Source organism: Streptomyces sp. NPDC048196 (assembly GCF_040652715.1).
Classification (GTDB): domain Bacteria; phylum Actinomycetota; class Actinomycetes; order Streptomycetales; family Streptomycetaceae; genus Streptomyces; species Streptomyces siderophoricus.
The window spans coordinates 129,738-154,039 of the sequence record NZ_JBEZMM010000004.1 but is presented as its reverse complement, the minus strand read 5'-3'; the positions used below and the strand labels follow the sequence as shown (position 1 = coordinate 154,039).

General features: G+C 70.1%; 13 protein-coding genes. 10 read left to right on the top strand and 3 right to left on the bottom strand.

What is annotated here, in order from left to right:
* Positions 1-172: 172 nt before the first annotated feature.
* Both AB0E02_RS07440 and AB0E02_RS07435 read left to right on the top strand, forming a co-directional pair.
* A complete protein-coding gene (locus tag AB0E02_RS07440; protein ID WP_107052695.1) occupies positions 173-571 on the top strand; it encodes an OB-fold nucleic acid binding domain-containing protein in 399 nt (132 codons plus the stop codon).
* Positions 572-574: 3 nt separating this feature from the next.
* Positions 575-1,405 carry a DUF3159 domain-containing protein gene (locus AB0E02_RS07435; RefSeq protein ID WP_362137036.1) on the top strand — a complete coding sequence of 277 codons (831 nt, stop codon included), beginning with the start codon at positions 575-577 and terminating at the stop codon, positions 1,403-1,405.
* A 107-nt stretch (positions 1,406-1,512) separates the two neighbouring features.
* Here AB0E02_RS07435 and AB0E02_RS07430 read toward each other — a convergent pair whose 3' ends face one another.
* The gene (locus AB0E02_RS07430; protein ID WP_030412323.1) at positions 1,513-2,190 is read right to left on the bottom strand and encodes a TrkA family potassium uptake protein; all 678 of its coding nucleotides are present in this window, start codon (positions 2,188-2,190) and stop codon (positions 1,513-1,515) included.
* A gap of 91 nt (positions 2,191-2,281) precedes the next feature.
* Complete coding sequence (locus tag AB0E02_RS07425) at positions 2,282-2,950, bottom strand: TrkA family potassium uptake protein (protein ID WP_030412324.1); 669 nt, start codon at positions 2,948-2,950, stop codon at positions 2,282-2,284.
* Between the two features lie 330 nt (positions 2,951-3,280).
* Here AB0E02_RS07425 and AB0E02_RS07420 point away from each other — a divergent pair, with 330 nt between their 5' ends.
* The 3 genes from AB0E02_RS07420 to AB0E02_RS07410 all read left to right on the top strand — a co-directional run bounded on the left by AB0E02_RS07420 (position 3,281) and on the right by AB0E02_RS07410 (position 9,282).
* Complete coding sequence (locus AB0E02_RS07420; protein WP_362137155.1) at positions 3,281-5,416, top strand: NAD-binding protein; 2,136 nt, start codon at positions 3,281-3,283, stop codon at positions 5,414-5,416.
* Between the two features lie 253 nt (positions 5,417-5,669).
* Entirely contained in the window at positions 5,670-7,721 is a 2,052-nt protein-coding gene (locus AB0E02_RS07415; RefSeq protein ID WP_362137033.1) for an APC family permease, read from the top strand.
* Positions 7,722-7,866: 145 nt separating this feature from the next.
* Complete coding sequence (locus AB0E02_RS07410) at positions 7,867-9,282, top strand: TRAM domain-containing protein (protein WP_362137031.1); 1,416 nt, start codon at positions 7,867-7,869, stop codon at positions 9,280-9,282.
* 807 nt (positions 9,283-10,089) lie between these two features.
* Here AB0E02_RS07410 and AB0E02_RS07405 read toward each other — a convergent pair.
* Positions 10,090-12,222 (bottom strand): UvrD-helicase domain-containing protein, encoded by a 2,133-nt coding sequence (locus tag AB0E02_RS07405; protein WP_362137029.1) that lies wholly within the window; start codon positions 12,220-12,222, stop codon positions 10,090-10,092.
* A 102-nt stretch (positions 12,223-12,324) separates the two neighbouring features.
* Between AB0E02_RS07405 and AB0E02_RS07400 the strand changes: the two genes are divergently transcribed.
* The 5 genes from AB0E02_RS07400 (at position 12,325) to AB0E02_RS07380 (ending at position 24,296) form a co-directional block, all read left to right on the top strand.
* A complete protein-coding gene (locus AB0E02_RS07400; protein ID WP_362137027.1) occupies positions 12,325-14,913 on the top strand; it encodes a DUF262 domain-containing protein in 2,589 nt (862 codons plus the stop codon).
* A 149-nt stretch (positions 14,914-15,062) separates the two neighbouring features.
* Positions 15,063-15,563 (top strand): DUF4365 domain-containing protein, encoded by a 501-nt coding sequence (locus tag AB0E02_RS07395; RefSeq protein WP_362137025.1) that lies wholly within the window; start codon positions 15,063-15,065, stop codon positions 15,561-15,563.
* Complete coding sequence (locus tag AB0E02_RS07390) at positions 15,560-16,711, top strand: hypothetical protein (protein ID WP_362137022.1); 1,152 nt, start codon at positions 15,560-15,562, stop codon at positions 16,709-16,711. Before AB0E02_RS07395 ends, AB0E02_RS07390 begins: the two co-directional genes overlap by 4 nt.
* A gap of 125 nt (positions 16,712-16,836) precedes the next feature.
* On the top strand, positions 16,837-20,097 hold the full coding sequence (gene drmD / locus AB0E02_RS07385) for a DISARM system SNF2-like helicase DrmD (protein WP_362137020.1): 3,261 nt from the start codon (positions 16,837-16,839) through the stop codon (positions 20,095-20,097).
* Positions 20,094-24,296: a DNA methyltransferase gene (locus tag AB0E02_RS07380; RefSeq protein ID WP_362137017.1), complete on the top strand. Its 4,203-nt coding sequence runs from the start codon at positions 20,094-20,096 to the stop codon at positions 24,294-24,296. The genes drmD and AB0E02_RS07380 overlap by 4 nt, the downstream gene beginning before the upstream one ends.
* Positions 24,297-24,302: the final 6 nt, after the last annotated feature.

Sequence of the window (24,302 nt, the reverse complement as noted above, 5' to 3'; positions counted from 1 at the left end):
TATCACCGAGCCGGGGATGGGGTACCGCTTCGAACAGTGAGCCGGGCGGGCGGGCCGGGCGGACGGGGAGCACCGAACCGTGCGGGGAGGACCACGTCCTGCTGGGACGGCGGGGCGAGACCTGCCTGTGGACACCGTGATCCGCGGAGCCGGGCACCGGTACGCTGGCTTTATGAGTGCTGGGACCCGACCCGAGAAGCCGGCCGGTCGCTTTCGCCGGATGCTCGACAGGCTGTCCTCCTCCGAGGAGGAGCTGCAGTCCGCCGAGTTGCAGCAGGACGCCGAGGACGCGGGGTGCACCCGCATCTGCGACTGCGACGACCGCCAGATAGTGAAGGTCACCGGCACCCTGCGGCATGTCACGCTGCGGCCGCGCGCCGGTGTGCCCGCGCTGGAGGCGGAGCTGTTCGACGGCTCCGCCGCGCTCGACGTGGTGTGGCTCGGCCGCCGTTCCATCGTCGGGATAGAGCCGGGCCGCAAGCTCATCGCCTCGGGCCGGATCTCGCTGAGTCACGGACGCCGGGTGCTCTTCAATCCGAAGTACGAACTCCGACCGCTCGGACAGGAGTAGCCGGTGACGTCTTACGACCGACCGACCACCGACCCGCACGCCGCCGCCGGCGCCACCCCCGGCACCGACCCCGCCCCCGCCGCCCCGGCCCCGCCGGACGACGGCGGCGGAGCCGGCCGGGAGGTGACCGAGGCGGCGCTGTTCGAGGCGTTCGGCGGGGTGCGGGGCCTGGTGGAGACGGTGCTCCCCGGCCTGCTGTTCGTCGCGATCTTCACGGTCAACAAGGACCTGCACGTCTCGGCGATCGCCGCGCTGGCCGTCTCGCTGGTGCTGGCGGCCGTCCGCCTGGTCCGCAAGGACACCGTCAAGCACGCCTTCGGCGGTGTCTTCGGTGTGGCCTTCGGCGTGGTCTTCGCGATGATGACCGGCAACGCCAAGGACTTCTACCTGCCCGGCATGCTCTACACCCTCGGCCTCGCCGTGGCCTACATGGTCACGACGCTCGCCGGCGTGCCGCTGATCGGCCTGATCCTGGGACCGGTCTTCAAGGAGAACCTCTCCTGGCGCACCCGCAACCCCGGCCGGAAGAAGGCTTACGCCAAGGCCAGCTGGGCCTGGGGGCTGATCCTGCTCGGCAAGTGCGCGATCCTCTTCCCGCTGTACTGGTGGGCGGACACCACCCAGCTCGGCTGGGTGCTGATCGCGCTGAAGATCCCGCCGTTCCTGCTCGCGGTCTATCTGACCTGGGTCTTCCTGGTGAAGGCGCCGCCGCCGATCGACGTCTTCGCCGAGATGGAGGCGGCCGAGCAGGCGGAGCAGGCCGAGAAGGAACGCAAGGCCACACTGGCGAAGGACGGCGGGACGACGACCGGCCGCCACCGCCGCGAGTCCTAGCCGCGGCTCCCACCGCACGCGACGAAGGGCGCTCCCGGAGACCTCCGGGAGCGCCCTTCGTCCGTGCTCGTGCCGTACGCCGGGTGCCTGGCGTACGACCGGGCCCGCTAGCCCGCCGCGTCCTCGCGCCGGACCGACAGCAGGTCCTCCAGCTGCTCCTCACGGGACTGGGCCGCGACGAACAGCAGCTCGTCGCCCGCCTCCAGGACGTCCTCCTTGTTGGGCGTGAGCACCCGCGTGCCGCGGATGATCGTGACCAGGGAGGTGTCCTCGGGCCATGCCACATCGCCGACCCGGGTGCCGGCCAGCGCGGCCTCCGGGGGCAGCGTCAGCTCGACGAGGTTGGCGTCGCCGTGGCTGAAGCGCAGCAGCCGGACCAGGTCGCCGACGCTGACCGCCTCCTCGACCAGGGCGGACATCAGACGCGGCGTGGAGACCGCGACGTCGACGCCCCAGGACTCGTTGAACAGCCACTCGTTCTTCGGGTTGTTGACCCGGGCGACCACTCGCGGCACGCCGTACTCGGTCTTGGCGAGCAGGGAGACGACCAGGTTGACCTTGTCGTCGCCGGTCGCCGCGATGACGACGTTGCAGCGCTGCAGCGCCGCCTCGTCGAGCGAGGTGATCTCGCAGGCGTCGGCCAGCAGCCACTCCGCGAGCGGCACCCGCTCGACCGAGATGGCGGTCGGCGCCTTGTCGATGAGCAGGATCTCGTGACCATTTTCCAGGAGCTCGCCCGCGATGGAACGGCCCACCGCGCCCGCGCCTGCGATAGCGACCCTCATGCGCCTGCCTCCTCGGGCTGTCGGGTGACCGTTCCGACGAGCTCGCCCGCGATGGAACGGCCCACCGCGCCCGCGCCCGCAATTGCGACCCTCATGCGTGCGCCTCCTCGGGACCCGTGGCGAATGCCGCCTCGACCTTCTCGACCTCGTCGGTGCGCATCATCACGTGCACCAGGTCGCCTTCCTGCAGCACCGTCTGGGAGGTCGGCAGCATCGACTCGCCCAGCCGGGTGAGGAAGGCGACGCGTACGCCGGTCTCCTCCTGCAGCTTGCTGATCTTGTGGCCGACCCAGGCCGGGGCGGTGTGCACCTCGGCGAGCTGGACGCCACCGCTGGGGTCCCGCCACAGCGGCTCGGCGCCCGACGGCAGCAGCCGGCGCAGCATCTGGTCGGCCGTCCAGCGGACGGTGGCGACCGTGGGGATGCCCAGCCGCTGGTAGACCTCGGCGCGGCGCGGGTCGTAGATCCGGGCCGCGACGTTCTCGACCCCGAACATCTCGCGGGCCACCCGGGCGGCGATGATATTGGAGTTGTCACCGCTGGAGACGGCCGCGAAGGCGCCCGCCTCCTCGATACCGGCCTCCCGCAGGGTGTCCTGGTCGAAGCCGACGCCGGTCACCCGGCGGCCGCCGAAGGACGAGCCCAGGCGACGGAAGGCGGTCGGGTCCTGATCGACCACCGCGATGGTGTGGCCCTGGCTCTCCAGGGTCTGTGCGAGCGCGGATCCGACCCGCCCGCACCCCATGATGACGATGTGCATGCTGATTACCCCGTGCCCTGTACTAGCGCGCTGACCTGCACAAACACCCTGCTCACTACTTCCTTCTCCCAGTACCGGCGACACGAAGCCACAGCTCGCGATACGGACCGGGTGCGGCAACGGGCGCGCTGGTCGCACCGGTGGTCCGGTACAACCGTAGCCGCAAGAGCGGCTCCTGTAGGGGGCGCGGTAGGCAGCAGCTGGGGGCTCATCGACCGGGCGGTGCGACGGCCTCCCACGCCGGGCTGCGCCGCCCGCCGCCGGTAAGGCACGCTACGGGGTGTGCCCAACCTGCCTCTCCAGCCCCAACAGGGCTCTGCCGCCCCGCACATGGTGGTCTGCGGCGATGATGCGCTCGCCCACCGGCTCGCCACCGAGCTCCGGGACGTCTACGGCGAACGGGTGACGCTGGTGGCCCCCTCGGCCCGCGAGCCGCACCGGCCACGGATCCCGCCGCCGGCCGGCCCGCTCGTCCGGGCCGGTGCGCTGCTCGGCCGGGTGTCGGCGGCGGTGACGCGGACCGCGCTGCCCGCGGAGCCGCCCGGCGAGGGCACCGAACCGCCGCCCGAGCCGCTGCGCATCCTGGAGGCGGCGCAGCCGGACGACGCCGCGCTCATCGAGGCGGACATCGCCGGTGCGGAGGCGCTGGCCCTGGTCTACGACGACGACGAGCTCAACATCCACGCCGCACTGCGGGCCCGCCGGCTCAATCCCCGGCTGCGGCTGGTCATCCGCCTCTACAACCGCAAGCTCGGCCAGCACCTGGAGGAGCTGCTCGATCAGGCCGCGGCGGTCGCCGCCCTGGGTGCCGGCGCGGACGGGCCCGGCGGACTCGTCGACGGTCCGGCCGGGGTCGATGCCTCGACGACCGTGCTGTCCGACGCGGACACCGTGGCCCCCGCGCTGGTCGCCACCGCGGTCGCCGGGACCAGCAAGGTCATCGAGGCGGACGGGCTGCTGCTGCGGGCCGTGGAACGTACACCGGTGCCGCCCGGCCGGCCCGGGGAACCGGAGCTGTGCACGCTGGCGGTGCTCCCGCCCTCCGCCGCCGACCCGGGAGCGGGCGGGGCCTTTGACACCGTTACCGTCCTGGGTTCGCCCGTTGCCGCCAACTCACTTGAGGGCGCGTCGAGTTCGGGCGCCCTGGCGGACGAGGGGGCGGTGCTGCTGCCGGACGACGAGGTGGCCGAGGCCGCCACCGGCCGGGCCCGCATCGTCCTGGAGACCGTCTCCTATACGGGCACGGGCTCCGCCACGGGCACGGGCTCCACGGGTACGGATCCCTCCGCGGGCCCGGGTGCGGGGCGGCCGGTGCGCCGGCGAGGGCTGCGCGGCCGTGGTGCCCCGCTCGCCTCGCTGTTCTCCCGGCGGCTGCGCTGGTCGCTGGCCGGCCTCGTCGGCGCGGTGCTGGCCCTGGCCGTCGCCTCCTCGCTCACCACCGGCGAGGACCCGCTGCACGCCACCTACCTCACGCTGCTCGACCTCTTCGCGATCAACGACCCGGCACTCGGCGAGCCACTGCCCCGCAAGCTCCTCCAACTGCTCTCCGGGCTGACCGGTCTGTTGCTGCTGCCGGTGCTGGTCGCCGCGGCGTTCGAGGGGCTGGGCACGTTCCGCAGCGCCTCCGCACTGCGCCGGCCGCCGCGCGGGCTGTCGGGCCACGTGGTGCTGCTGGGCCTCGGCAAGGTCGGCACCCGGGTGCTGGCCCGACTGCACGAGATGGGCATCCCCGTGGTGTGCATCGAGGCGGACCCGGAGGCGCGGGGGCTCGCACTGGCCCGGCGGCTGCGGGTGCCGACCGTCCTGGGGGACGTCACCCACGAAGGCGTCCTGGAGGCCGCGATGATCGGGCGGGCGTCCGGTCTGCTCGCGCTGACCAGCGAGGACACCACCAACCTGGAGGCCGCCCTCTACGCCCGCTCGGTCACCCCGCAGCTGCGGGTGACCCTCCGGCTGTTCGACGACCGCTTCGCCACCGCCGTCTACCGCACCCTGCGCGCCGCCCACCCCGGGGCGTTGACCCGCAGCCGCAGCGTCTCCTTCCTGGCCGCCCCCGCCTTCGCCGGCGCCATGATGGGGCGGCAGATCCTGGGCGCGATCCCGGTCGAACGCCGGGTGGTGCTGGTCGCCCGGGTCGAGGTCCGCGGGCACGCCGCGCTGGAGGGCCGTACGGTCGGCGAGGTCCGCCGGCCGGGCCGGCTGCGGGTGCTGGCGGTCGACGCCTCGGCCCCCGACGACCCGGACCCGGACGCCCCGGCCGCCGCACCGCCGCCGGCCGCCGAGCGCGAGCCGGCCCGTCTCGCCCACGAGCTGGGCGACGGCTACGTCCTGCGGCCCCAGGACCGGGTGTTGCTGGTCGCCACTCGTCAGGGCCTGGGCGCCCTGCACTCCCGGCGCCCCCGGCCGTCCGGCCCCGGACCGGCGGCCGCGACACGAGCCGGGGGAGGGGCCAGCGGCCCGGCGTGACGAGGGAGGGACGGAGCGTGGCGCAGGGCGGAGCGCTCCGCGACCCGCTCCGCCCCACGTGACGAAGACCACGAAAGCCCCCGGCACCCCACGCCCGGCGGGTGTCCTGTGCGTACGACGTGCGGATCCTGTGCAGGCACAGGTTTTTGGACCGCTCGCGACCTGGGGTGGTGTGGCCCGCGCCACGGCGGGTTGCTCCCCCGTGCGGGTGGCGGGTGGGCAGGGGGCTTGACCAAGCCTTAGCATCCTCTGCGTGTCCAAACTGACCGACGTGCCCAAACGGATCTTGATCGGGCGCGCACTGCGCAGCGACCGGCTCGGGGAGACCCTGCTCCCCAAGCGCATCGCACTCCCCGTCTTCGCCTCCGACCCGCTCTCCTCCGTGGCCTACGCGCCGGGCGAGGTGCTGCTCGTCCTGTCCGTCGCGGGAGTGTCGGCCTACCACTTCAGCCCCTGGATCGCGGTCGCGGTCGTGGTGCTGATGTTCACCGTCGTCGCGTCGTACCGGCAGAACGTGCACGCCTACCCGAGCGGTGGCGGTGACTACGAGGTCGCCACCACCAACCTCGGCCCCAAGGCGGGCCTCACCGTCGCCAGCGCCCTGCTCGTCGACTACGTGCTGACCGTCGCGGTGTCCATCTCCTCCGGCATCGAGAACCTGGGCTCCGCGATCCCGTTCGTCGTCGAGCACAAAACGCTCTGCGCGATCGCCGTCATCGTCCTGCTGACCCTGATGAACCTGCGCGGGGTCAAGGAGTCCGGCAAGCTCTTCGCGATCCCGACGTACGTCTTCGTGGCCGGCGTCTTCATCATGATCATCTGGGGCGTCATCCGCTCCGTGGTCATGGGCGACACGATGAAGGCCCCCACCGCCGACTACACCATCCACGCCGAACAGGGCGGTCTGGCCGGCTTCGCGCTGATCTTCCTGCTGCTGCGCGCCTTCTCCTCCGGCTGTGCCGCGCTGACCGGTGTCGAGGCGATCTCCAACGGCGTCCCGGCCTTCCGCAAGCCCAAGTCGAAGAACGCCGCCACGACCCTGGCCCTCATGGGCGGCCTGGCCGTGACCATGTTCTGCGGCATCATCGCGCTGGCCATGACGACGCGGGTCAGGATGGCCGAGAACCCGGCCACCGACCTGCTCAACAACGGCAAGCCGCTGGGCTCCGGATACACCCAGAACCCGGTGATCTCCCAGGTCGCCGAGGCCGTCTTCGGCAAGGGCAGCTTCCTCTTCGTGGTCCTGGCCGCCGCCACCGCGCTGGTCCTGTTCCTGGCCGCCAACACCGCCTACAACGGCTTCCCGCTGCTCGGCTCGATCCTGGCCCAGGACCGCTACCTGCCGCGCCAGCTGCACACCCGCGGCGACCGGCTGGCGTTCTCCAACGGCATCGTGCTGCTGGCCGGCGCCGCCGCGGTCCTCGTCTACCTCTACGGCGCGGACTCCACCCGCCTCATCCAGCTCTACATCGTCGGCGTCTTCGTCTCCTTCACGCTCAGCCAGACCGGCATGGTCCGCCACTGGAACCGCCACCTGCTCACCGAGAAGGACCCGGCCAAGCGCCACCGGATGCACCGCTCCCGGGCGATCAACGCCTTCGGCGCCTTCTTCACCGGGCTCGTCCTCGTCGTCGTCCTGCTGACGAAGTTCACCCACGGCGCCTGGGTGGCCCTGCTCGGCATGGTCATCTTCTTCGCCACCATGACCGCGATCCGCCGCCACTACGACCGGGTCGCCGACGAGATCGCCGCCGAGGACACCCCCGACGAGGACGTCGCCCGCCCCTCCCGCGTGCACTCCCTCGTCCTGGTCTCCAAGGTGCACAAGCCCACCCTGCGCGCCCTGAACTACGCCAAGCTGATGCGCACGGACACCCTCGAAGCGGTCAGCGTGGACGTCGATCAGGCCGACACCAAGGCCCTGCGCGAGGAGTGGGAGCGCCGCGGCATCGAGGTGCCGCTCAAGGTCCTGGCCTCGCCCTACCGCGAGATCACGCGCCCGATCATCGACTACGTCAAGTCGCTCCGCCGGGAGAGCCCGCGCGACGCCGTCTCCGTCTACATCCCGGAGTACGTCGTCGGCCACTGGTACGAGCACCTCCTGCACAACCAGAGCGCCCTCCGCCTCAAGGGCCGCCTCCTCTTCACCCCCGGCGTCATGGTCACCTCCGTTCCTTGGCAGCTGGACTCCTCCGAGGCCGCCAAGCTGCGCGCCCGCAAGCGCGCCGAGTGGAACGCCCCGGGCGCGGTACGCCGCGGCCCGGTCGCCCAGCCGAAGAAGGAGAAGGCGGCGACCAAGAAGTAGCGGCCGGCCGCGGCCGCGCGCCCGGTGCCTCACCGGCCGGGCGTGCGACCGGGCACACCGCGCCGGGACGTAGACTTGACGGCTGGCCTCCCTCCGGAGGCCGGCCGTCGTCGCGTCGTACCACCACCTCAGGAGCCCACCCGCCATGCCGGAAGAACGGAAGAAGTCGCTGGTCGGCGAGGAGAAGTCGCTGGTCGGTACGGAGCAGCCGCTGGCCGACGAGGGGAAGACCCTGCCCGCCGCCGCTGCGAAGTCGCTGATCGGCGAGGAGTACGAGGTCGAGGTCGGCCCGGTCGCACACGGCGGCCACTGCGTCGCCCGTACCGAAGCGGGCCAGGTCCTCTTCGTCCGCCACACCCTCCCCGGCGAGCGTGTGATCGCCCGGGTCACCGAGGGTGAGGAAGGCGCACGCTTCCTCCGCGCCGACGCCGTACAGATCCTCCAGCCCTCCAAGGACCGGGTCGAGGCCCCCTGCCCGTTCTCCGGCCCGGGCCGCTGCGGCGGCTGCGACTGGCAGCACGCCAAGCCGGGCGCGCAGCGCCGCCTCAAGGGCGAGGTGGTGGCCGAGCAGCTGATGCGGCTGGCCGGACTGACCCCCGAGGCGGCCGGCTGGGACGGCACCGTCGAGCCCGCCCCCGGCGACAAGGTCGGCCCCGGCGAGGTCCCCGCCTGGCGCACCCGCGTCCAGTACGCCGTCGACGCCGAGGGCCGCGCCGGTCTGCGCAAGCACCGCTCGCACGACGTCGAGCCCGTCACCCACTGCCTGATCGCCGCCCCCGGCGTGTCCGAACTCGGCGTCGAGAAGCGCGACTGGCCCCAGATCGCCACCGTCGAGGCGATCGCCGCCACCGGCTCCCACGACCGCCAGGTCATCCTCACCCCCCGCCCCGGCGGCCGCCTCCCGATCGTCGAACTCGACAAGCCGGTCTCCGTCCTGCGCATCGGCGAGAAGGACGAACAGGTCCACCGCGTCCACGGCCGCCCCTTCGTCCGCGAACGCGCCGCCGGCCGCACCTGGCGCGTCGGCAACGGCGGCTTCTGGCAGGTCCACCCGAAGGCCGCCGACCTCCTCGTCGACGCCGTCATGCAGGGCCTGATGCCGAAGAAGGGCGACATGGCCCTCGACCTCTACTGCGGCGTCGGCCTGTTCGCCGGCGCCCTCGCCGAACGCGTCGGCGACAAGGGCGCGGTCCTCGGCATCGAATCCGGCAAGCGCGCCGTCGAGGACGCCCGCCACAACCTCGCCGACCTCGACCGCGTCCGCATCGAACACGGCAAGGTCGAATCCGTCCTCCCCCGCACCGGCATCACCGACGTCGACCTCGTCGTCCTCGACCCACCCCGAGCCGGCGCCGGCAAATCCACCGTCCACCACCTCGCCTCCCTCACCCCCCGCCGCCTCGCCTACGTAGCCTGCGACCCGGCAGCCCTCGCCCGCGACCTCAACTACTTCAGCGAGGCGGGGTACGTGCCGCGACGGATGCGGGCGTTTGATCTGTTTCCTATGACGCATCATGTGGAGTGTGTGGTGATTCTGGAGAAGGCAGCTAAGGGTGTCTGACCTGCGGTTTTTGGGGGACCGAGGAAGAGGCCCGGTCATCGTTCCGCCAGATCTTTCAGCGTATTGACGCTCAAATGACGCTCGCTCGGCAACATCGCTGGTACTGCGTCAATGAGGAAAAGGTCGCCGCTCGGGGTCGCGCTACGTGGCGGCTCCGGACAAACAACCGTTCTTGGAATTGGCCTACGCAGCCACTCGCCCTGCGCCGTGCACACGGCAGGGTGCTTGTGAGTTCGGGTGAGCTTCGTTTCCAGTTATTGCACGACTACCTGGTGCAGCCGCCATCCGCGCGGACGGCAGCGGCATCGAGCTCTGTCGGAGGGCGCCTTCTGACACTGAAGCAGGCGAGCCGCTCCGGTCGAAGGACACGGTCATGCGCATGATCAAGGCAGGTGACGGATGTGCAGCGGTCCTTGAGGCTGTCGGTGGTCGCGCGACGATGTTGTGCTCAGCCCTCCGTGCAGTGCCTTGAAGAAGAGGTCGACGGCAGAGCCCCGCGGACGTCCCGCTCCTTGTGTTGGGCGCACTCGCTGATGTCGACGTCATCCTGGTACGGCTTGCCGGGCTCTGTCGCGTCCTTCGTAGTGAGCTCTCAAGGTCGGTGCTGCACGCGCTGTACGCGATCTCGTTTGCGAGGCCGGGAAACCGCGTCGCTGCGGGACGAGCCGGCAGGCAAAGCGCGGCAGATGCCGGCCGAGAAGGCATGCCTGGTCCCGGCGACGGACCTTCTCGTACGAGAACCTGCGGCAGGGCGAATGATCTGCACCAGCCGTCGAACCCGTACCTTGGCGCATATCGGTGTCCGCCTCACGAGGCAAGGAACGGGCTCGGTGCGCCGTGCCAGGAGACCCGCAGCACCTCACGTGCGCGAGTGCAGGCGACGAAAAGGAGGCTCAATTCGCCGAGCAGGTCTTCCCGGTGCTGCTGAGCGTCCACTTCCGCGGGCGTCAGAGCAGAGGTCAGGGGGACGACGCTGTCGCTCACGCCGGCGACAGCGACGAAGCGGAACTCAAGTCCCTTCATACGGTGCATGGTTCCGATGCAGACTCCGTCGCCGGACGCCTGAGCGGTGCTGAGGAGGCAAACAGGCAGATCGGCTTGTTCCAGCGCGTGCGCGATCTCCTTGCCCAGTTGTAGATATCGAACGGCCACCCCGATGTCGCTCGGTTCCACACCGTCCTTCACCCACTGGGTGATGCGCGACGTGAGGTCCCCGATCTCCTCGGCCCTGTCGGCCGATGCCTTCAGCTCGGGCTTCCCGCCGTTCAGTACGGACCGGTAGCCCGTCAGCGATTCGGTTCCCCCGTCCATGTCGTCCAAGCGTTCCTTGCTGAGCAGGGAGGCCGACCACTGCAGAATCTCGTGTGTGGTGCGGTAGTTGATGCGCAGTCGGTGAGATCTACCGCTTACGTTCACGCCGAGGCTGCGTAGGGATACCTTGTTGCCGTAGATGCGCTGGTGGGTGTCGCCGGCAATGAACAGATCGTCCGGCCCGGGCGCGACCGATGCTCGCAGTAAGCGCCACTGCGCCGGGTGGAGGTCCTGGGCTTCGTCGATCACCACATGGCGGAACGGGCGGTCGGTACGCGGCTCCAGCAGCCGGGCGGCCTCGGCGCAGACCTGGAGGAAGGTCCATTCCCCGGCCTGGCGCAGTTCCCGTGTGAATCCCTCGATGGCACGCCAGACCTGGGCGCGTCGCAACGGGCTCAGCGCGGTACCCCGGCCGGTGCGTGGTGCCTTGAGGTAGGCCTCGGGTGAGCGCAGGTCCTGGGCCAGGACGACCTGTCGCCATTCCTGGTCGAGGAAGACGTCGCTGTAGTCGATTCCGAGTCGGCGGGCGAGGGCGTCCCAGCGGGAGTTGATCTCCTTCTGGCTGGTCAGGATGGTCAGAGGCCCGCCCCGGTCCTCGCGTACGAGCTGGTTGGCGAGGGCGTCGATGTTGACGACACGGATCTTCGCGCGCAGCGCCTCGTCCGGGATGAGCAGTTCGAGTCCGTGGCGCAGATCGGCTGCGAGATTCCTGGTGAAGGTCGTGAGCAGCACGGATTCTTCGGGCGCGTCGTCCGGCAGTTGTCGCGCCAGATGGAGAGCACGGTGCAGGGCCACCACGGTCTTGCCCGTGCCGGGGCCTCCGGTCACCCGGGCAGGCCCGTTGTAGGACGGGTGATACGCGATGCGCCGCTGACTGGGGTGCAGGAAGACCCGCCACGCGTCGAACGGCCGGGACAGGACGTCCAGCAGTTCCTCGGGCCCGGAGAGCAGGGCGATGCGCCCTTGAGAGCGGGCCATGGCGGCGGTGAGTTCGTCCTCGGCCGGTGTCTGCTGCGTCTTGGTGGCGGTGGCGCTCTCGGCGTGCACCGCCACGGACTCGCGCCAGACGTCCTCCGGGGTCAGCCCCGCGGCCAGGCCCGCGAGCACGTCGTACTGCTGCTCGGGCAGGATCTTGCGGAGCGCGTCGAGGTGGGCCTCGGTGCTGAGATTGCGTACGAGCGGGAGCAGATCGGGGTCGATGCCGAGGCGCGTCAGCTCCTTGTCCGCAACCTCGGAGAAGAGCCGGCTTTCCACCACGGTCGGGGCATGGTGCACGTCGGCGGTGGCTTGCTTCAAGGCGATGTCGTCACGCAGTTCGATGCCCTGGGTCGCAGAATTCACCGTCGCCCGATGGCTCAGGGCCCAGGCGATGGCGTCATCGTGCGCCATGACCTTCAGGAGAAGGAAACTGTCTCCGGAGTCCGGTGCGAGCACGACGCCCCGCATGAACTTGCTGACGCGGATGGTGCGGATCCGGGAGTCCCGCGGATTCTCCAGCTTCTCCAGGTGAAGACCGGCATGGCGGTGCTCGCGGAACTTGTCGAAGACCTCGTGGACCCGCTTCTGGACGGGCTTCTCCAGCTTGGCGAACTCCATGAGGAAGTCCTTGTGGATTCCCAGTGTCGCCATGTGTGCCCCCGGGTCGTGCGTGTGCCGACGTTTCGACTGATCACCGTACGGTATGGGGCGACAATGGCGGGTCGGCGTCGAGGGTTTGGGGAGAGGGCGGGCATGCACGCTCAGGAGACCACGTTCAGCAAGCTGGTCCAGGGGGAGCAGCAGTTCCAGGTCCCGCTCTATCAGCGCACCTACAGCTGGCAGCGTGATGAGTTGCGGCAGTTGTGGGACGACGTGCAGGAGCTGGTCGAGGACCGGCAGGAAGGGCGGCTGGGCTCGGGCCACTTCCTCGGTTCAGTCGTGCTGGCGCCCGAGCGCGTCATTGCGGGCGGCATGCAGCGCTGGCTCGTCGTCGACGGTCAGCAGCGGATGACTACCCTGATGCTCGCGTTCACGGCTCTGCGGGACCACCATCGGGGCCGGGACTCGGCGAAGAAGGCCGCCCGAATCAACGACCTCCTCCTGGTCAACACGTATCAGGACGGGTACGACGGCTACCGGCTGCTGCCGACGCAGGCGGACCGGGAGGCGTACACGGCCTGCGTGGACAGTCTTCCGAAGGCCGGCGGCGCCGGAAACGTGGGCGCTGCCTACCGCTTCTTCGTCGCTGCCCTGGCCGACGGTGCCGAGAGTGGTGGTGATGCCTGGGTGGACGCGGTCGAGTCCGTTCTCGGTGACTGCCTCTCGATCGTGGCGATCACCGCCGCCGAGGGCGACAACGTCTACCGCATCTTCGAGTCCATCAACAACACCGGTGTGGGGCTCAGCCAGAGCGACTTGCTGCGCAACTACCTCTTCATGTGCCTGCCGAACAGGGGCGAGGACGTCTACCGCAAGCGGTGGCTCCCCATGCAGGAGCTGCTCGGCCCCGCCCGTCTGGAGCTGCTGGTGTGGCTGGACCTCGTCGTCGGCGGGAACAGCCGGGCCCGGCAGAGCGAGATCTACCGGGATCAGAAGAAGCGCCTGGAGCCGCTGAGCGGGGACGAGGCTGCGCTGGAAGCCGAGATCGCCCGGTTCTCCCGGCGCGCCGGCCGTCTCATGCGGATCCTGGAGCCCGGGAGGGAAGGCGACCCCGGGCTGCGGGCGGTACTGGAGCGCCTGTCGCGTTGGGGCGGCCAGACGTACTACCCCCTGGCCCTTCACCTCCTGGACCTCGTGGACGAGGGCAGGACCACAGCCTCGGAAGCGGCGGACGCGCTCGCCTTCGCGGAGAGTTACATGGTGCGGCGCCTCTTCGCGGGCCTGTCCACGACGGGCAGCAACCGGGTGTTCATGGAACTCCCCAAGGAACTGGACAAGGACGGCTCCCCGGCCGAGGCGGTGCGCCGGTTCCTTTCGCGCCCCCGTACGGGCGCCCGCCTATGGCCGGGCGACGACGCGGTCCGTGCAGCCGTCCGCACCCGCCCCTTCTACAAGACCGGACGCAGCAACCAGCGCTTCCAGATCCTGCGCCGACTTGAGGAGAGCTACGGTTCGAGCGAGCCCGTCGACTACGACAAGGCGCCGCTGACCGTCGAACACGTCCTGCCCCAGAGCCCGGCCCAGCAGTGGTTCGACCTGCTGGCTGAGGAGGCCGCGGACGGCGAGAGCCCCCAGGAGATCCACAACCTGCTCGTGCACACCCTCGGAAACCTTACTCTCTCGGGCGAGAACGCTCGGCTCTCCAACCACCCCTTCCGCCGCAAGCAGGAGCTGCTCGACTCCAGTGCGCTGCGGATGAACCAGGAGATCGCCGCACAGGAGCGCTGGGGCCGCAGGGAGATCCTTGCCAGGGCCGAGGAATTGGCAGACCGGGCCGTGGGGTTGTGGCCCGGGCCCCTGGAGGAAGCTGCGCATTCGGACGACGAGTGGGCGGGCTGGCGGGAGTTGAGGGAAGTCCTGCTCGCCGTGCCGGCCGGGACCTGGACGTCGTACGGTGAGCTCGCCGCCCTCATCGGTACCAGCGCCATCGCGGTCGGCAACCACGTGGCGGCCAGGACGGGACTGCACTGCGCCTACCGCGTACTGACCGCCGACGGCCGGATCGCGGGCGGGTTCCGGTGGACCGACGACCGCCAATCCGGGGACCCCAAGGCCGTCCTGGAGGCTGAGGGCGTGCCCTTCGACGAGAACGGCCGGGCCTCGAAGTCCCATCGGCTGAGCAGCACCGACCTGGCCGTCCTGGTGGGCAAGGAGCTGCCGGAGGAGACCCCGGCGGCGTCGGCCGCATCGCAGACCGCTGGCGACGAGGCCGGCACCCGCTTCGAAACGCTGCTGCGCGCGAACCAGACGCCGGAGGCCGTCGAAGGCGTCCTGGCAGCACTCCGCTTCTGGGAGGAGCAGGGCGGCCACCAGGTCTACGGCAAGGCGAACGAGACCAGTTGCTTCCCGACCGTGGACGCGGGCGGGCCGGGCTCGCCGCGTGCCCTGTGGCCGATCGGCATCTACCCGGTGACCGGGACGGCGGAGGTCGTCTTCCAGTACCTCAAGCGGCGCCCGCCGTTCGACGACGAGCCGCTGCGCCGCGCTCTGATGGAGCGGTTCAACGCCATCGATGGCATCGACCTCGCCGAGGCCAAGCTGGATCTGCGCCCCTCCTTCCCGCTGGAGGTCTTCGCCGCGCACACTGAGGAGATCCGTTCCGTACTGGAGTGGTTCATCCACGAGGTCGCCTTGGCGGAAGCCCGCCGTCCGATCGGCGATGACCACCCGGCGGTGTTCTGACAGACACGGTGACGGTCGGACCGTTCTCACCTGGCCGGATCCGGCCCTTACCGGAAGATCACTGCTCGGGTAGCCTGCCCGGGCAGTGATCGGTGTCACTCCGGGCGTGGGTGCGTGGCGGGTGGCCTGCGACCGGAGCACGGGAGCGCATGGAGCTCAACAACCACCAGGGCTGGTACGGAGAGACCTTCGTGGCCGCGATCGCCGCGGCGGCCGGATTCCAGGTGGCTGTGCCGTATCCGGATATCGGCAAGGACCTGATCCTGGGCCGGGATCACGAGGAGCCCGAGCTCGATGTCCAGATCGCGCTCCAGGTGAAGACGCGCCGGGTCGAGGGCCTCGCGGACACGGACACCGGATTCAAGATCACACTCTCGGTCTCGCAGTACAAACGCCTCCGTGGCAAGCGTCAGGTGCCCGTCTACCTGGTCGTCGTGCTCGTGCCCACGCTCCCGGCGGACTACATCCGTACGAGTGAGGACGCCCTCGTCCTGCGCCGCTGCGCGTACTGGGTCTCGCTCGAACACCACGTCCCCGCGCAGACCGGCCGGGACAGCGTCACTGTCACTGTTCCGCGCGACAATCTGCTCACGGTCGACGCTCTGCACGAGTTCTTCGCCCGGGCGTGTGAGGAGGTGCCCGCACCATGACTTCGATCGGCGTACCCGAGGACGAGTTGGAGCGGCTGCGGCCGCATGACGTCGCGCACTACCTCCGCAGCAGGGGGTGGCAGGAAGCCGGCCAGGTCCGCTACAGCCGCCGCTGGGAGAGGGACTGGGCAGGGCGGGCGCGGCGACTGCTGCTGCCCATGGACACCGACCTGGCGGACTTCGCGGACCGCATGGCGGATCTCGTCGGAGCGCTCGCCGAGCTGGAGGCCCGGCCACCGGCGGCCGTTCTCCAGGATCTGCGGGCGACCGGTCTCGATGTGCAGTACATCAGGACCATGCCCGGCACACCGTCCGGCACGATCCCCGTTCAGGCGGGAGTGCTCGCCGTGACCAGCGCCCGTGACCTGCTGATGGCGGCGGCCTGCCACACCATCGAGCCGAGGCTCGTGCAGCCGCGTCGGAAGCCGCGTGCGGCGCGCGACTTCGTGGACAGCGCCCGCTTCGGACCCACCGTGCCCGGCAGCTACATCCTGAGCGTGCAGGTGCCGCTGCCGGAGCGGGGCGTACAGCCGACGCTCTTCGGCGACGACCCGGAGCCCTTCGCCCGGAGCGTCTCGCGCAGGATGTACCGGGCGGTGGCGGCGGCCCGCACAGCGGCCGAGGACGCGATGGACGCCGACGACTCGGCTCCCTTCGCGGATGCCGTCGGGGACGGCGTCTCCGCGGACCTGTGCGAGGCGCTCGCGGGCATCGGCGGCCACGACGGTCGGGCCACGAGCACCGTGCACGCCTTCTCCATCGACTTCGCCTGGTCCCCCAGGTGGCGCGTGCCGCCCACGGAATCCCTGGCTGCGTTCACTCCCCGGCTGGTCCACGCCCTGCGCGAAGGCGCCCAGGACCTGCGCCAGCAGGAGCCGGACCCCGGTGTGACCGTCATCGGCCGATCGACCAAGCTCAAGCGTGCCGCGGAGTACGGCCCCGGCGAGGTGACGGTGGAGGCGGTGGTGCTGGGTGTGGCGGGCAAGATCGGCCCTAAGCGCCAGATCCACGTGACCCTGGCGGAGGACGAGTACACCCGTGCCACTGATGCCCATGCGCAGGGCAGGACGCTCAAGATCGAAGGCGATCTCACGCGCCGAGGCACCTATTACGAGCTGGCCGGCATCACTGCCTTCGACGTGCTGTGACGGCCTGGCCGCAGCCGGTGCACCGAAGTTCCCCGAGTGCGGCCGGGCGGCCATTCGTGCGTGTTTGAATGACTGTGTTTGACGCGAATCGCCCTGGCGGGGCGGCATGGAGGGGCGGATACCCGATGACGACGCCGACCACCGACCTGGCGGGTGTGGCGCAGCGGGCGGTACGCCGCCGCGCCGACGCGCAGGACCACACTGCCGTCCCCGAGATCAGCGATCTCGTCGAGGTACGCGGGCAGCGCTGGGTCGTGGCCGACATCGATCACGGCACCGGTTCCCCGGCGATCAGCGCGCCTGGCACCCTCGTCACCCTCAACAGCGTCGAGGACGGCCGCTACAACGACACCCTCTCTGTCATCTGGGAGATCGAGCCCGGTCGCCGCCGGCTCCCCACCGGCTCCCTGCCCGAGGTCACCGCGCATCGTTTCGACCCGCCGGAGCGCCTGGCCGCCTTCCTGGACGCCGTCCGGTGGTCCGCGGTCACCTCGGCCGACGTGCGCACCCTCCAGGCAACCTTCCGTTCCGGCGTCGCCGTCGAGCCGTACCAGCTCGAACCCGTCTCCCGGGCCGTGGCCGCGCCCCGCGTGAACCTGCTCCTCGCGGACGACGTCGGCCTCGGCAAGACCATCGAGGCGGGCCTGGTCGCCCTGGAGCTGATCCTCCGCAACCGCGCCCACAAGATCATGATCGTCTGTCCGGCCGGCCTCACCGTGAAGTGGCGCGACGAGATGGCCGAGAAGTTCGGCCTCGACTTCACGATCATCGACTCCGAGCGGGCCGCCGAGGTCCGCCGCAGCCACGGCAGCGCCGCGAACCCCTTCAACATCCATCCGCGCAGCATCGTGAGCCTGCCCTGGTTGCGCGGTCCGAAGGCCCAACGGCTGCTCGCCGAGGTGCTCCCCGCCCAGGACGCCGAGGCGGCCGTCCCCGGCAAGCGGGCCTTCGACCTGCTCATCCTCGACGAGGCCCACCACGTGGCGCCGTCCGCGCCCAAGCAGTACTACCCCGTCGACTCACAGCAGACGAAGCTGATCCGCCGGCTCGCCCCGCACTTCGAGCACCGGCTGTTCCTGTCGGCCACCCCTCACAACGGCTACCAGCAGTCGTACACGGCCCTCCTGGAGATCATCGACAACCAGCGCTTCGCACGCGGCGTCGAACCCGACCCGCAGGCCGTCGAGGACACCGTCGTCCGCCGCCTCAAGACCGACATCCGTGATCCGGAGACCGGCGAGCGGCGCTTCCTGGAGCGCCGCACCACGTCGCTGTCGGTCGAGTACACCGAGGACGAGCGCCGCATCCACGCCCTGCTCAAGGAGTACGCCCAGCTCCGCAGGGACAAGCTCGGCACCCGCTTCAAGGGCGGCCGCAAGGCGGCCGACCTGGTCACGCTTCTGCTCAAGAAGCGGCTGTTCTCCTCGCCCGACGCCTTCGCCCGCACCATCGAGGTCTACCTGGAGACGCTGCGGACCAAGAAGCAGCAGGCCGCCGAGGAGGTCGAGGACTGGCAGGAGACCTTCTTCGACGACTACGCGGACTACGACGACGAACCCCTCGCCGAGGCCGAGGACGACGCCATCGCCCGGGCCACCACCCTCCAGCCCGGCACCGACGGCGACGAGTCGGCCCTGCTGGAGCAGATGCGCGACTGGGCCCAGCGTCACCAAGCGCAGGCCGACTCCAAGGCCCGCGAACTCATCACCTACCTCAAGGCCAACTGCCTGGCCGAGGGCGGTCACTGGCTCAACGAGCGCGTGGTCGTCTTCACCGAGTACCGCGACACCCAGATCTGGCTCCAGAACCTGCTGCGCGACCACGGACTCGGCGGTGACCGCGTCGCCCTCCTGCACGGCGGTCTGAACGCCGAGGACCGGGAGCAGCTGCGCCTGGCCTTCCAGGCCGAGCCCGTCGACAACCCCGTACGCATCCTGCTGGCCACCGACGCGGCCAGCGAGGGCATCGACCTCCAACGGCACTGCCACCGGCTGGTCAACTACGACATCCCCTTCAACCCCAACAAGCTCGAACAGCGCATCGGCCGCATCGACCGCTACGGCCAGCGCACCGCCCCCGAGGTCGTGCACTTCGTCGGCAGCGGCTACGAGAAGAGCACCGACACCTACGAGGCCGACCTCGAATTCCTGGCCCGGGTCGCGGTGAAGGTCGCCCGCATGGAAGAGGACCTCGGCAAGGTCAACGCCGTCCTCGCCGACGCCGTACAGCGCCGGATGACCGGCGACCTCGGCACCGACTTCGACGTGGAGCGCGCCGAGGTCTACGCCGGTCGCAAGGCAAGGAAGGGTGGCGGCAACGTCGCTGCCGAGCGCGACGCCCAGGCACAGGCCCAGCGCCTGAGCGAGCAGGTCGCGGGCACGGTGGCCACCCTCGGCATCACCCCCGAACGCATCGCCCGCGTGGTCTCCACCGCGCTGCCGCTCGCCCGCCAGCAGGACATCCGGCCCGTCCTCGATGACAAGGAGGCGGCCGAGGGCTTCTACGAGGTTCCCACCCTCACCGGTTCCTGGGAGCGGGCCGCCCACGGCCTCGCCGACAAGCTGCGCCCCGAGATCCAGCGTCCGGTTACCTTCGCGGCGGCCAATCTCAGGGACCGCGACGGCAAGGAACGCGACGACGTAGTCCTCGCCCATCTCGGGCACCCTCTCGTCTCCATGTCCACCCGGCTGCTGCGCGCCGCCGTGTGGAACAAGGAGCAGACTGGCCTCGCTCGCGTCAGCGCCGTGATCAGCGACCACCCGGAGCTGGAGACCACCCTCGTCGGCGCCTTCGCGCGGTTCGTCCTCGTCGGCGCCGACGGCGTGCGGCTGCACGAGGAGGTCCTCCAGGCGGGCGGCTGGCTCCGCGTGGCGGAAGGCGCCGGCCAGCCCCGCTTCAGCCGGCTGGAGAAAACCACCACGGTCCGAGAGATCCTCGACGACGCCTTCGCCGACCACGCCACCCAGGCCGCCCCCGTCCTGCGAGGCAGGCTCGCCGACGCCTGGCCGCACGTCAGCGAGGGTCTGGTCTCGGCCCTGGAATGGCGGGCCCGCAACCGCCAGACCGCACTGGAGACCCGCCTGGAGACCCGCCGCCGCGTCGAGGCAGAGCGGATCACCGCCCAGATCGACCGCTTCCGCGAGTCCCTGCGCCGGGCCATCGGCAACCCCGCGGAGCAGGAGGAGGAAGGCCAGCTGGAGTTGGCCTTCGACGAGGTCGAGCAGCAGCGCCGGGACCGGGAGAACTGGGAACAGCGCCGGGACGCCCTGGAGAGCGAGAAGCAGCGCGAACTCGCCGCCATCGCCGCCCGGTACGACCGGCCCAAGCCCCTGCTGTTCCCCGTCGCCGTCGTCTTCGTCGTTCCCCGCCGGGAGGCCGTGAAGTGAGCACCACCCACCGTACGAGCACGGGCCGCGGACGGACCCGGAGCGGAGCCCCCGGCCCCGACGGCCGGCAGGACCACCTGGACTGGCTCAGCCTGGTCGATGTGTCCGGCCCCTTCCTGACCCTGCCCGTCCTGCTCAAGACCTGGCCGCAGCTCGACTCCATCGACAAGCCGCTGCGGGCCCGGCTGCGCTACGAGCACGGAGTCTGGCAGTCCGACCCGGCAGCCGGGCAGCAGGCATGGACGGACTTCGTCCTGAACGAGCTCCTGGGCTGGGGCGACGCGATGCGCGAGGGCACAGAGCTCTCCGAGGCGCTCGCCGTGGACGTCCCCGAGCACGACGAGCGGATCGCCCCCACCTTCGCCCTGCTCGAACCGGGCAGCACCGCCGAGGACACGGCCGGCCTGGTCGCCGACTGCGCCATCCTCGGCATGACCGTCCCCGCAGGCCGGCACCCGTCCCAGCGCGTCCCCGGCTCGGCCTGGGCGGCGACCCCCGTCGACCGCATGGCCCACCTGTGCCGCCACCACGGGGTGGAGCTCGGCCTCGTGACGGACGGCCGCTGGTGGACCCTGGTGTGGGCGCCGCGCGGCGGCGTCACCACGTCGGCGCTCTTCGACACGGTCGCCTGGACCGAGCCGGTCGAACGGGTCGTCGTACGCGCCTTCCTGTCGCTGCTCAGCCGCCGCCGCTTCTTCGCCGTCGAGGACGCCGAGACGCTGTTGCCGCTGCTCAAGGAATCCCTGGACAGCCAGGAGGACGTCACTGACGCCCTCGGCGTCCAGGTCCGCCAGGCCGTCGAACTGCTGGTGGAGGCCATCGGCCGGGCCGACGTCACCGAGCGCGCGCGGGGCGGCAACGGCCTGGCCGACGTACCGGCCCAGGACGTCTACCGGGGCGCCGTCACCGTCATGATGCGGATCGTCTTCCTCCTCTTCGCCGAGGAGCGCGGGCTGCTGCCGAGCGACAACGAGCTGTACGTGCAGGCGTATTCGGCCGGGCGGCTGTGCCAGGAGCTGGAGGACCGGGCGCGCGAGACCACCGAGGACGACCTGGAGCAGACTGGGGTGGGCTGGCACCGGCTCATCGCGCTCTTCAACGCGGTGTATGGGGGAGTGGACCACCCGGCGCTGCGGATGCACGCGTACGACGGCTCGATCTTCGACCCGAACGCCTTCCCGTGGCTGGAGGGCCGGGGTACGGGGGAGGGCGATCCGACGGACCCGCTGCCCATCGACGACCGGACCGTCCTGCACATGCTCCAGTCGGTGCAGCACGTCTGGATCGGCACGGGCAAGAAGCGGGAGCGGCGCCGGCTGACCTTCCGGACCCTGGACGTCGAGCAGATCGGCTACGTGTACGAGGGCCTTCTGTCCTACCAGGGCCGCCGGGCGGAGGACACCATCGTGGGCCTGGTCGGTAAGGCGGGCCTGGAGGCGGAGGTGCTGCTGACCCGGCTGGAGACGCTGGCCCGTACGGAGGGCGAGGGGCTGGGCGCGGCGCTGGCGGAGGAGTACAACAAGACGACGGGGCTGGGCAGTCCGGCCAAGGTGTCGAAGCTGCTGGCGCCGCTGTCGGATGTGGAGCGCGCGGCCGCCCGGAGCAAGCTGCTGGCGGCGACGGGCAGCGACGCCGAACTGACGGAACGGCTGCTGCCGTTCTACCGTCTGATCCGCCGTGACCTGCGGGACCTGCCGGTGGTGATCGGCGCGGGCGGACTGTACGTCACGGAGTCCTCGCTCCGGAAGAACACCGGTACGCACTACACCCCGAAGTCCCTGGCCCAGCAGGTCGCGGACGGCGCGCTGGAGCCGCTGGTGTACGAGTACGGCCCGCTCCAGACGGCGGACCGGACCCAGTGGCGTCCCAAGTCCGCGGACGAGATCCTGAAGCTCAAGGTCGCGGACATCGCGATGGGCTCGGCGGCGTTCCTGGTGGCGGCGTGCCGTTACCTGGCGGGCGCGCTGGTGGAGGCGTGGAGCCGGGAGGGCGACGCGCGGGCGGTCGCTTACCTGGAGGCGGCGGACTCGCTGTCGGCTTCGGCGGTGGAGGCCGAGGTCGAGCCGGTGATGGTGGAGGCGCGTCGGCAGATCATCGAGCACTGCCTGTACGGCGTGGACATCAACCCGATGGCCGTGGAGATGGCGAAGCTGTCGCTGTGGCTGGTCTCCATGGACAGGGATCGTCCCTTCACGTTCCTGGACGACCGTCTGGTGGCGGGCGACTCGCTGCTGGGCATCACGTCGGTGGAGCAGCTGGAGGCGATGCACCTGGATCCGGCGCGGGGCCGCCAGATTCATGGGGACGGTATCGACTTCACGGGTGGCGTGCGGCGGGTCATCGCGGAGGTCGCGGAGGAGCGCCGCAAGCTGGTCGGCATCCCGGGGTCGGGCTTGGAGGAGCTGGAGCAGAAGCGCGCCATGCTGGCGTCTGTTCGGGAGAAGACCCGCCAAGCCGGCGTCTTCGCGGACCTGGTGGTGGGCGCGGCACTGGCCGGTGCGGGGCGGGCTGACAAGGACCAGGACCAGCTGTCGTTCGCCGCGATGACGGCGGCGCACGCGGTGTCCGACGCGGGGGACGACGAGGAGCTGGCGGCTGCCGAGCTGCGGCGTGCGGAGTCGCTGGCCCGGGGGTGGCTGGCTACAGGCAAGCCGGCGGGGGCGTTCGAGCGCGAGCCGGTTCATTTGCCGCTGGTGTTCCCGGAGGTCTGGGAGGAGCGGGGTGGGTTTGATGCGGTGGTGGGCAACCCGCCGTTCCTAGGTGGGCAGAAACTGACCGGGGCGATAGGGGATGCCTACAGGGAGTACTTGGTGGCAGAACTCGGGCGCGGAGCGAGAGGGAGTGCAGACCTTGTGGCATATTTTCTGCTCCGCGCACACGAGCTCCTCAATCATCGAGGGCAAACAGGGCTAATTGCAACCAATACCCTGGCCCAGGGCGGGTCTCGGGAAGTTGGCTTGGATCAATTGGTGGCGGATGGTGTAGAGATTCGCCAGTCTGTCAAGAGTGCGACCTGGCCTTCGCGTAGTGCTGCATTGGAATATTGCGCGGTATGGACTTGCTGTGCGGATGTGTCGGAGGGTGTCTGGCGCGTCGCCGACGGGGCGCAAGTGAAGAAGATTACGTCCTCCCTGGAACGGGCCTCACGGGTTACGGGTGTGGCGCAGCGACTTGTTGAGAATCGTGGGGTGGCGTTCCAGGGATCCATCATCCTCGGGCTGGGCTTCACGATGGACCCAGAAGCTGCACAATGCCTGATCGCCAAGGAAGAGCGCTATCGTGAAGTTTTGTTTCCATATCTGAATGGCCAAGACCTGAACGCGCGCCCAGACGGCTCCGTGAGTCGGTGGGTAATCAACTTCCATGACTGGAGCGAAGACCACGCCAGGCAGTACACGGAGGCGTATGAGCAGGTCCGCAGAGAAGTGATGCCTGAACGTCTGCTGGTCAAGTTCAGTAAGAATGCGCGTGAGCGATGGTGGCAATATGAGCGCCGGCGTCCAGAATTGTATGAGGCGCTCAAGGGTCTGGATCGGATGATTGTGCTGACGCGGCACAGTAAATCCGTGATGCCGCTTTTCGTGCCTACAGGGGCAATCGCTAGTGAAGCGACCGTGGTATTTGCTGCCGATGACTCGGCGATGCTAGCGATGCTCAGCAGCGCTGCCCACTATTGGTGGGCCATCGGGCATGCAGGCACGATGAAGGGCGATCTCCGGTACGGTCCGTCTGACGCATTCGAAACCCTCGCACGGCCTGCGGCAACGCAGGAACTGGATAGTCTCGGTGATCAGCTTCACACCAGACGTCGAGAGGTTATGCTCGCGCGCGGCGGCCTCACCGCAACGTACAACCTTGTTCACAACGAGATCTGCACAGATGCCGACATCGCTCACCTTCGCGAGATTCACCGCGCGATTGATGAAGGGGTTGCCCGGGCCTATGGCTGGGACGACCTCCTAAACCAGCCCGGCGGGCTCGACCACGGGTTCCATGACACCCGCCAGGGTCCCCGCTACACCGTCGGGCCGGTCGTCCGGCAGGAGATTCTCGACCGGCTGCTCGAAGAGAACCAGCGGCGTTACGCGGCCGAAGTCGCTGCCGGTCTGCACGACAAGAAGGGCGCCAAGAAGAAGGCGGCGGCCCCTGCCCAACGGAAGCCGAAGCCTCCGGAAGAGGAGCCGCCGAGCCTGTTCTGAGGGCGA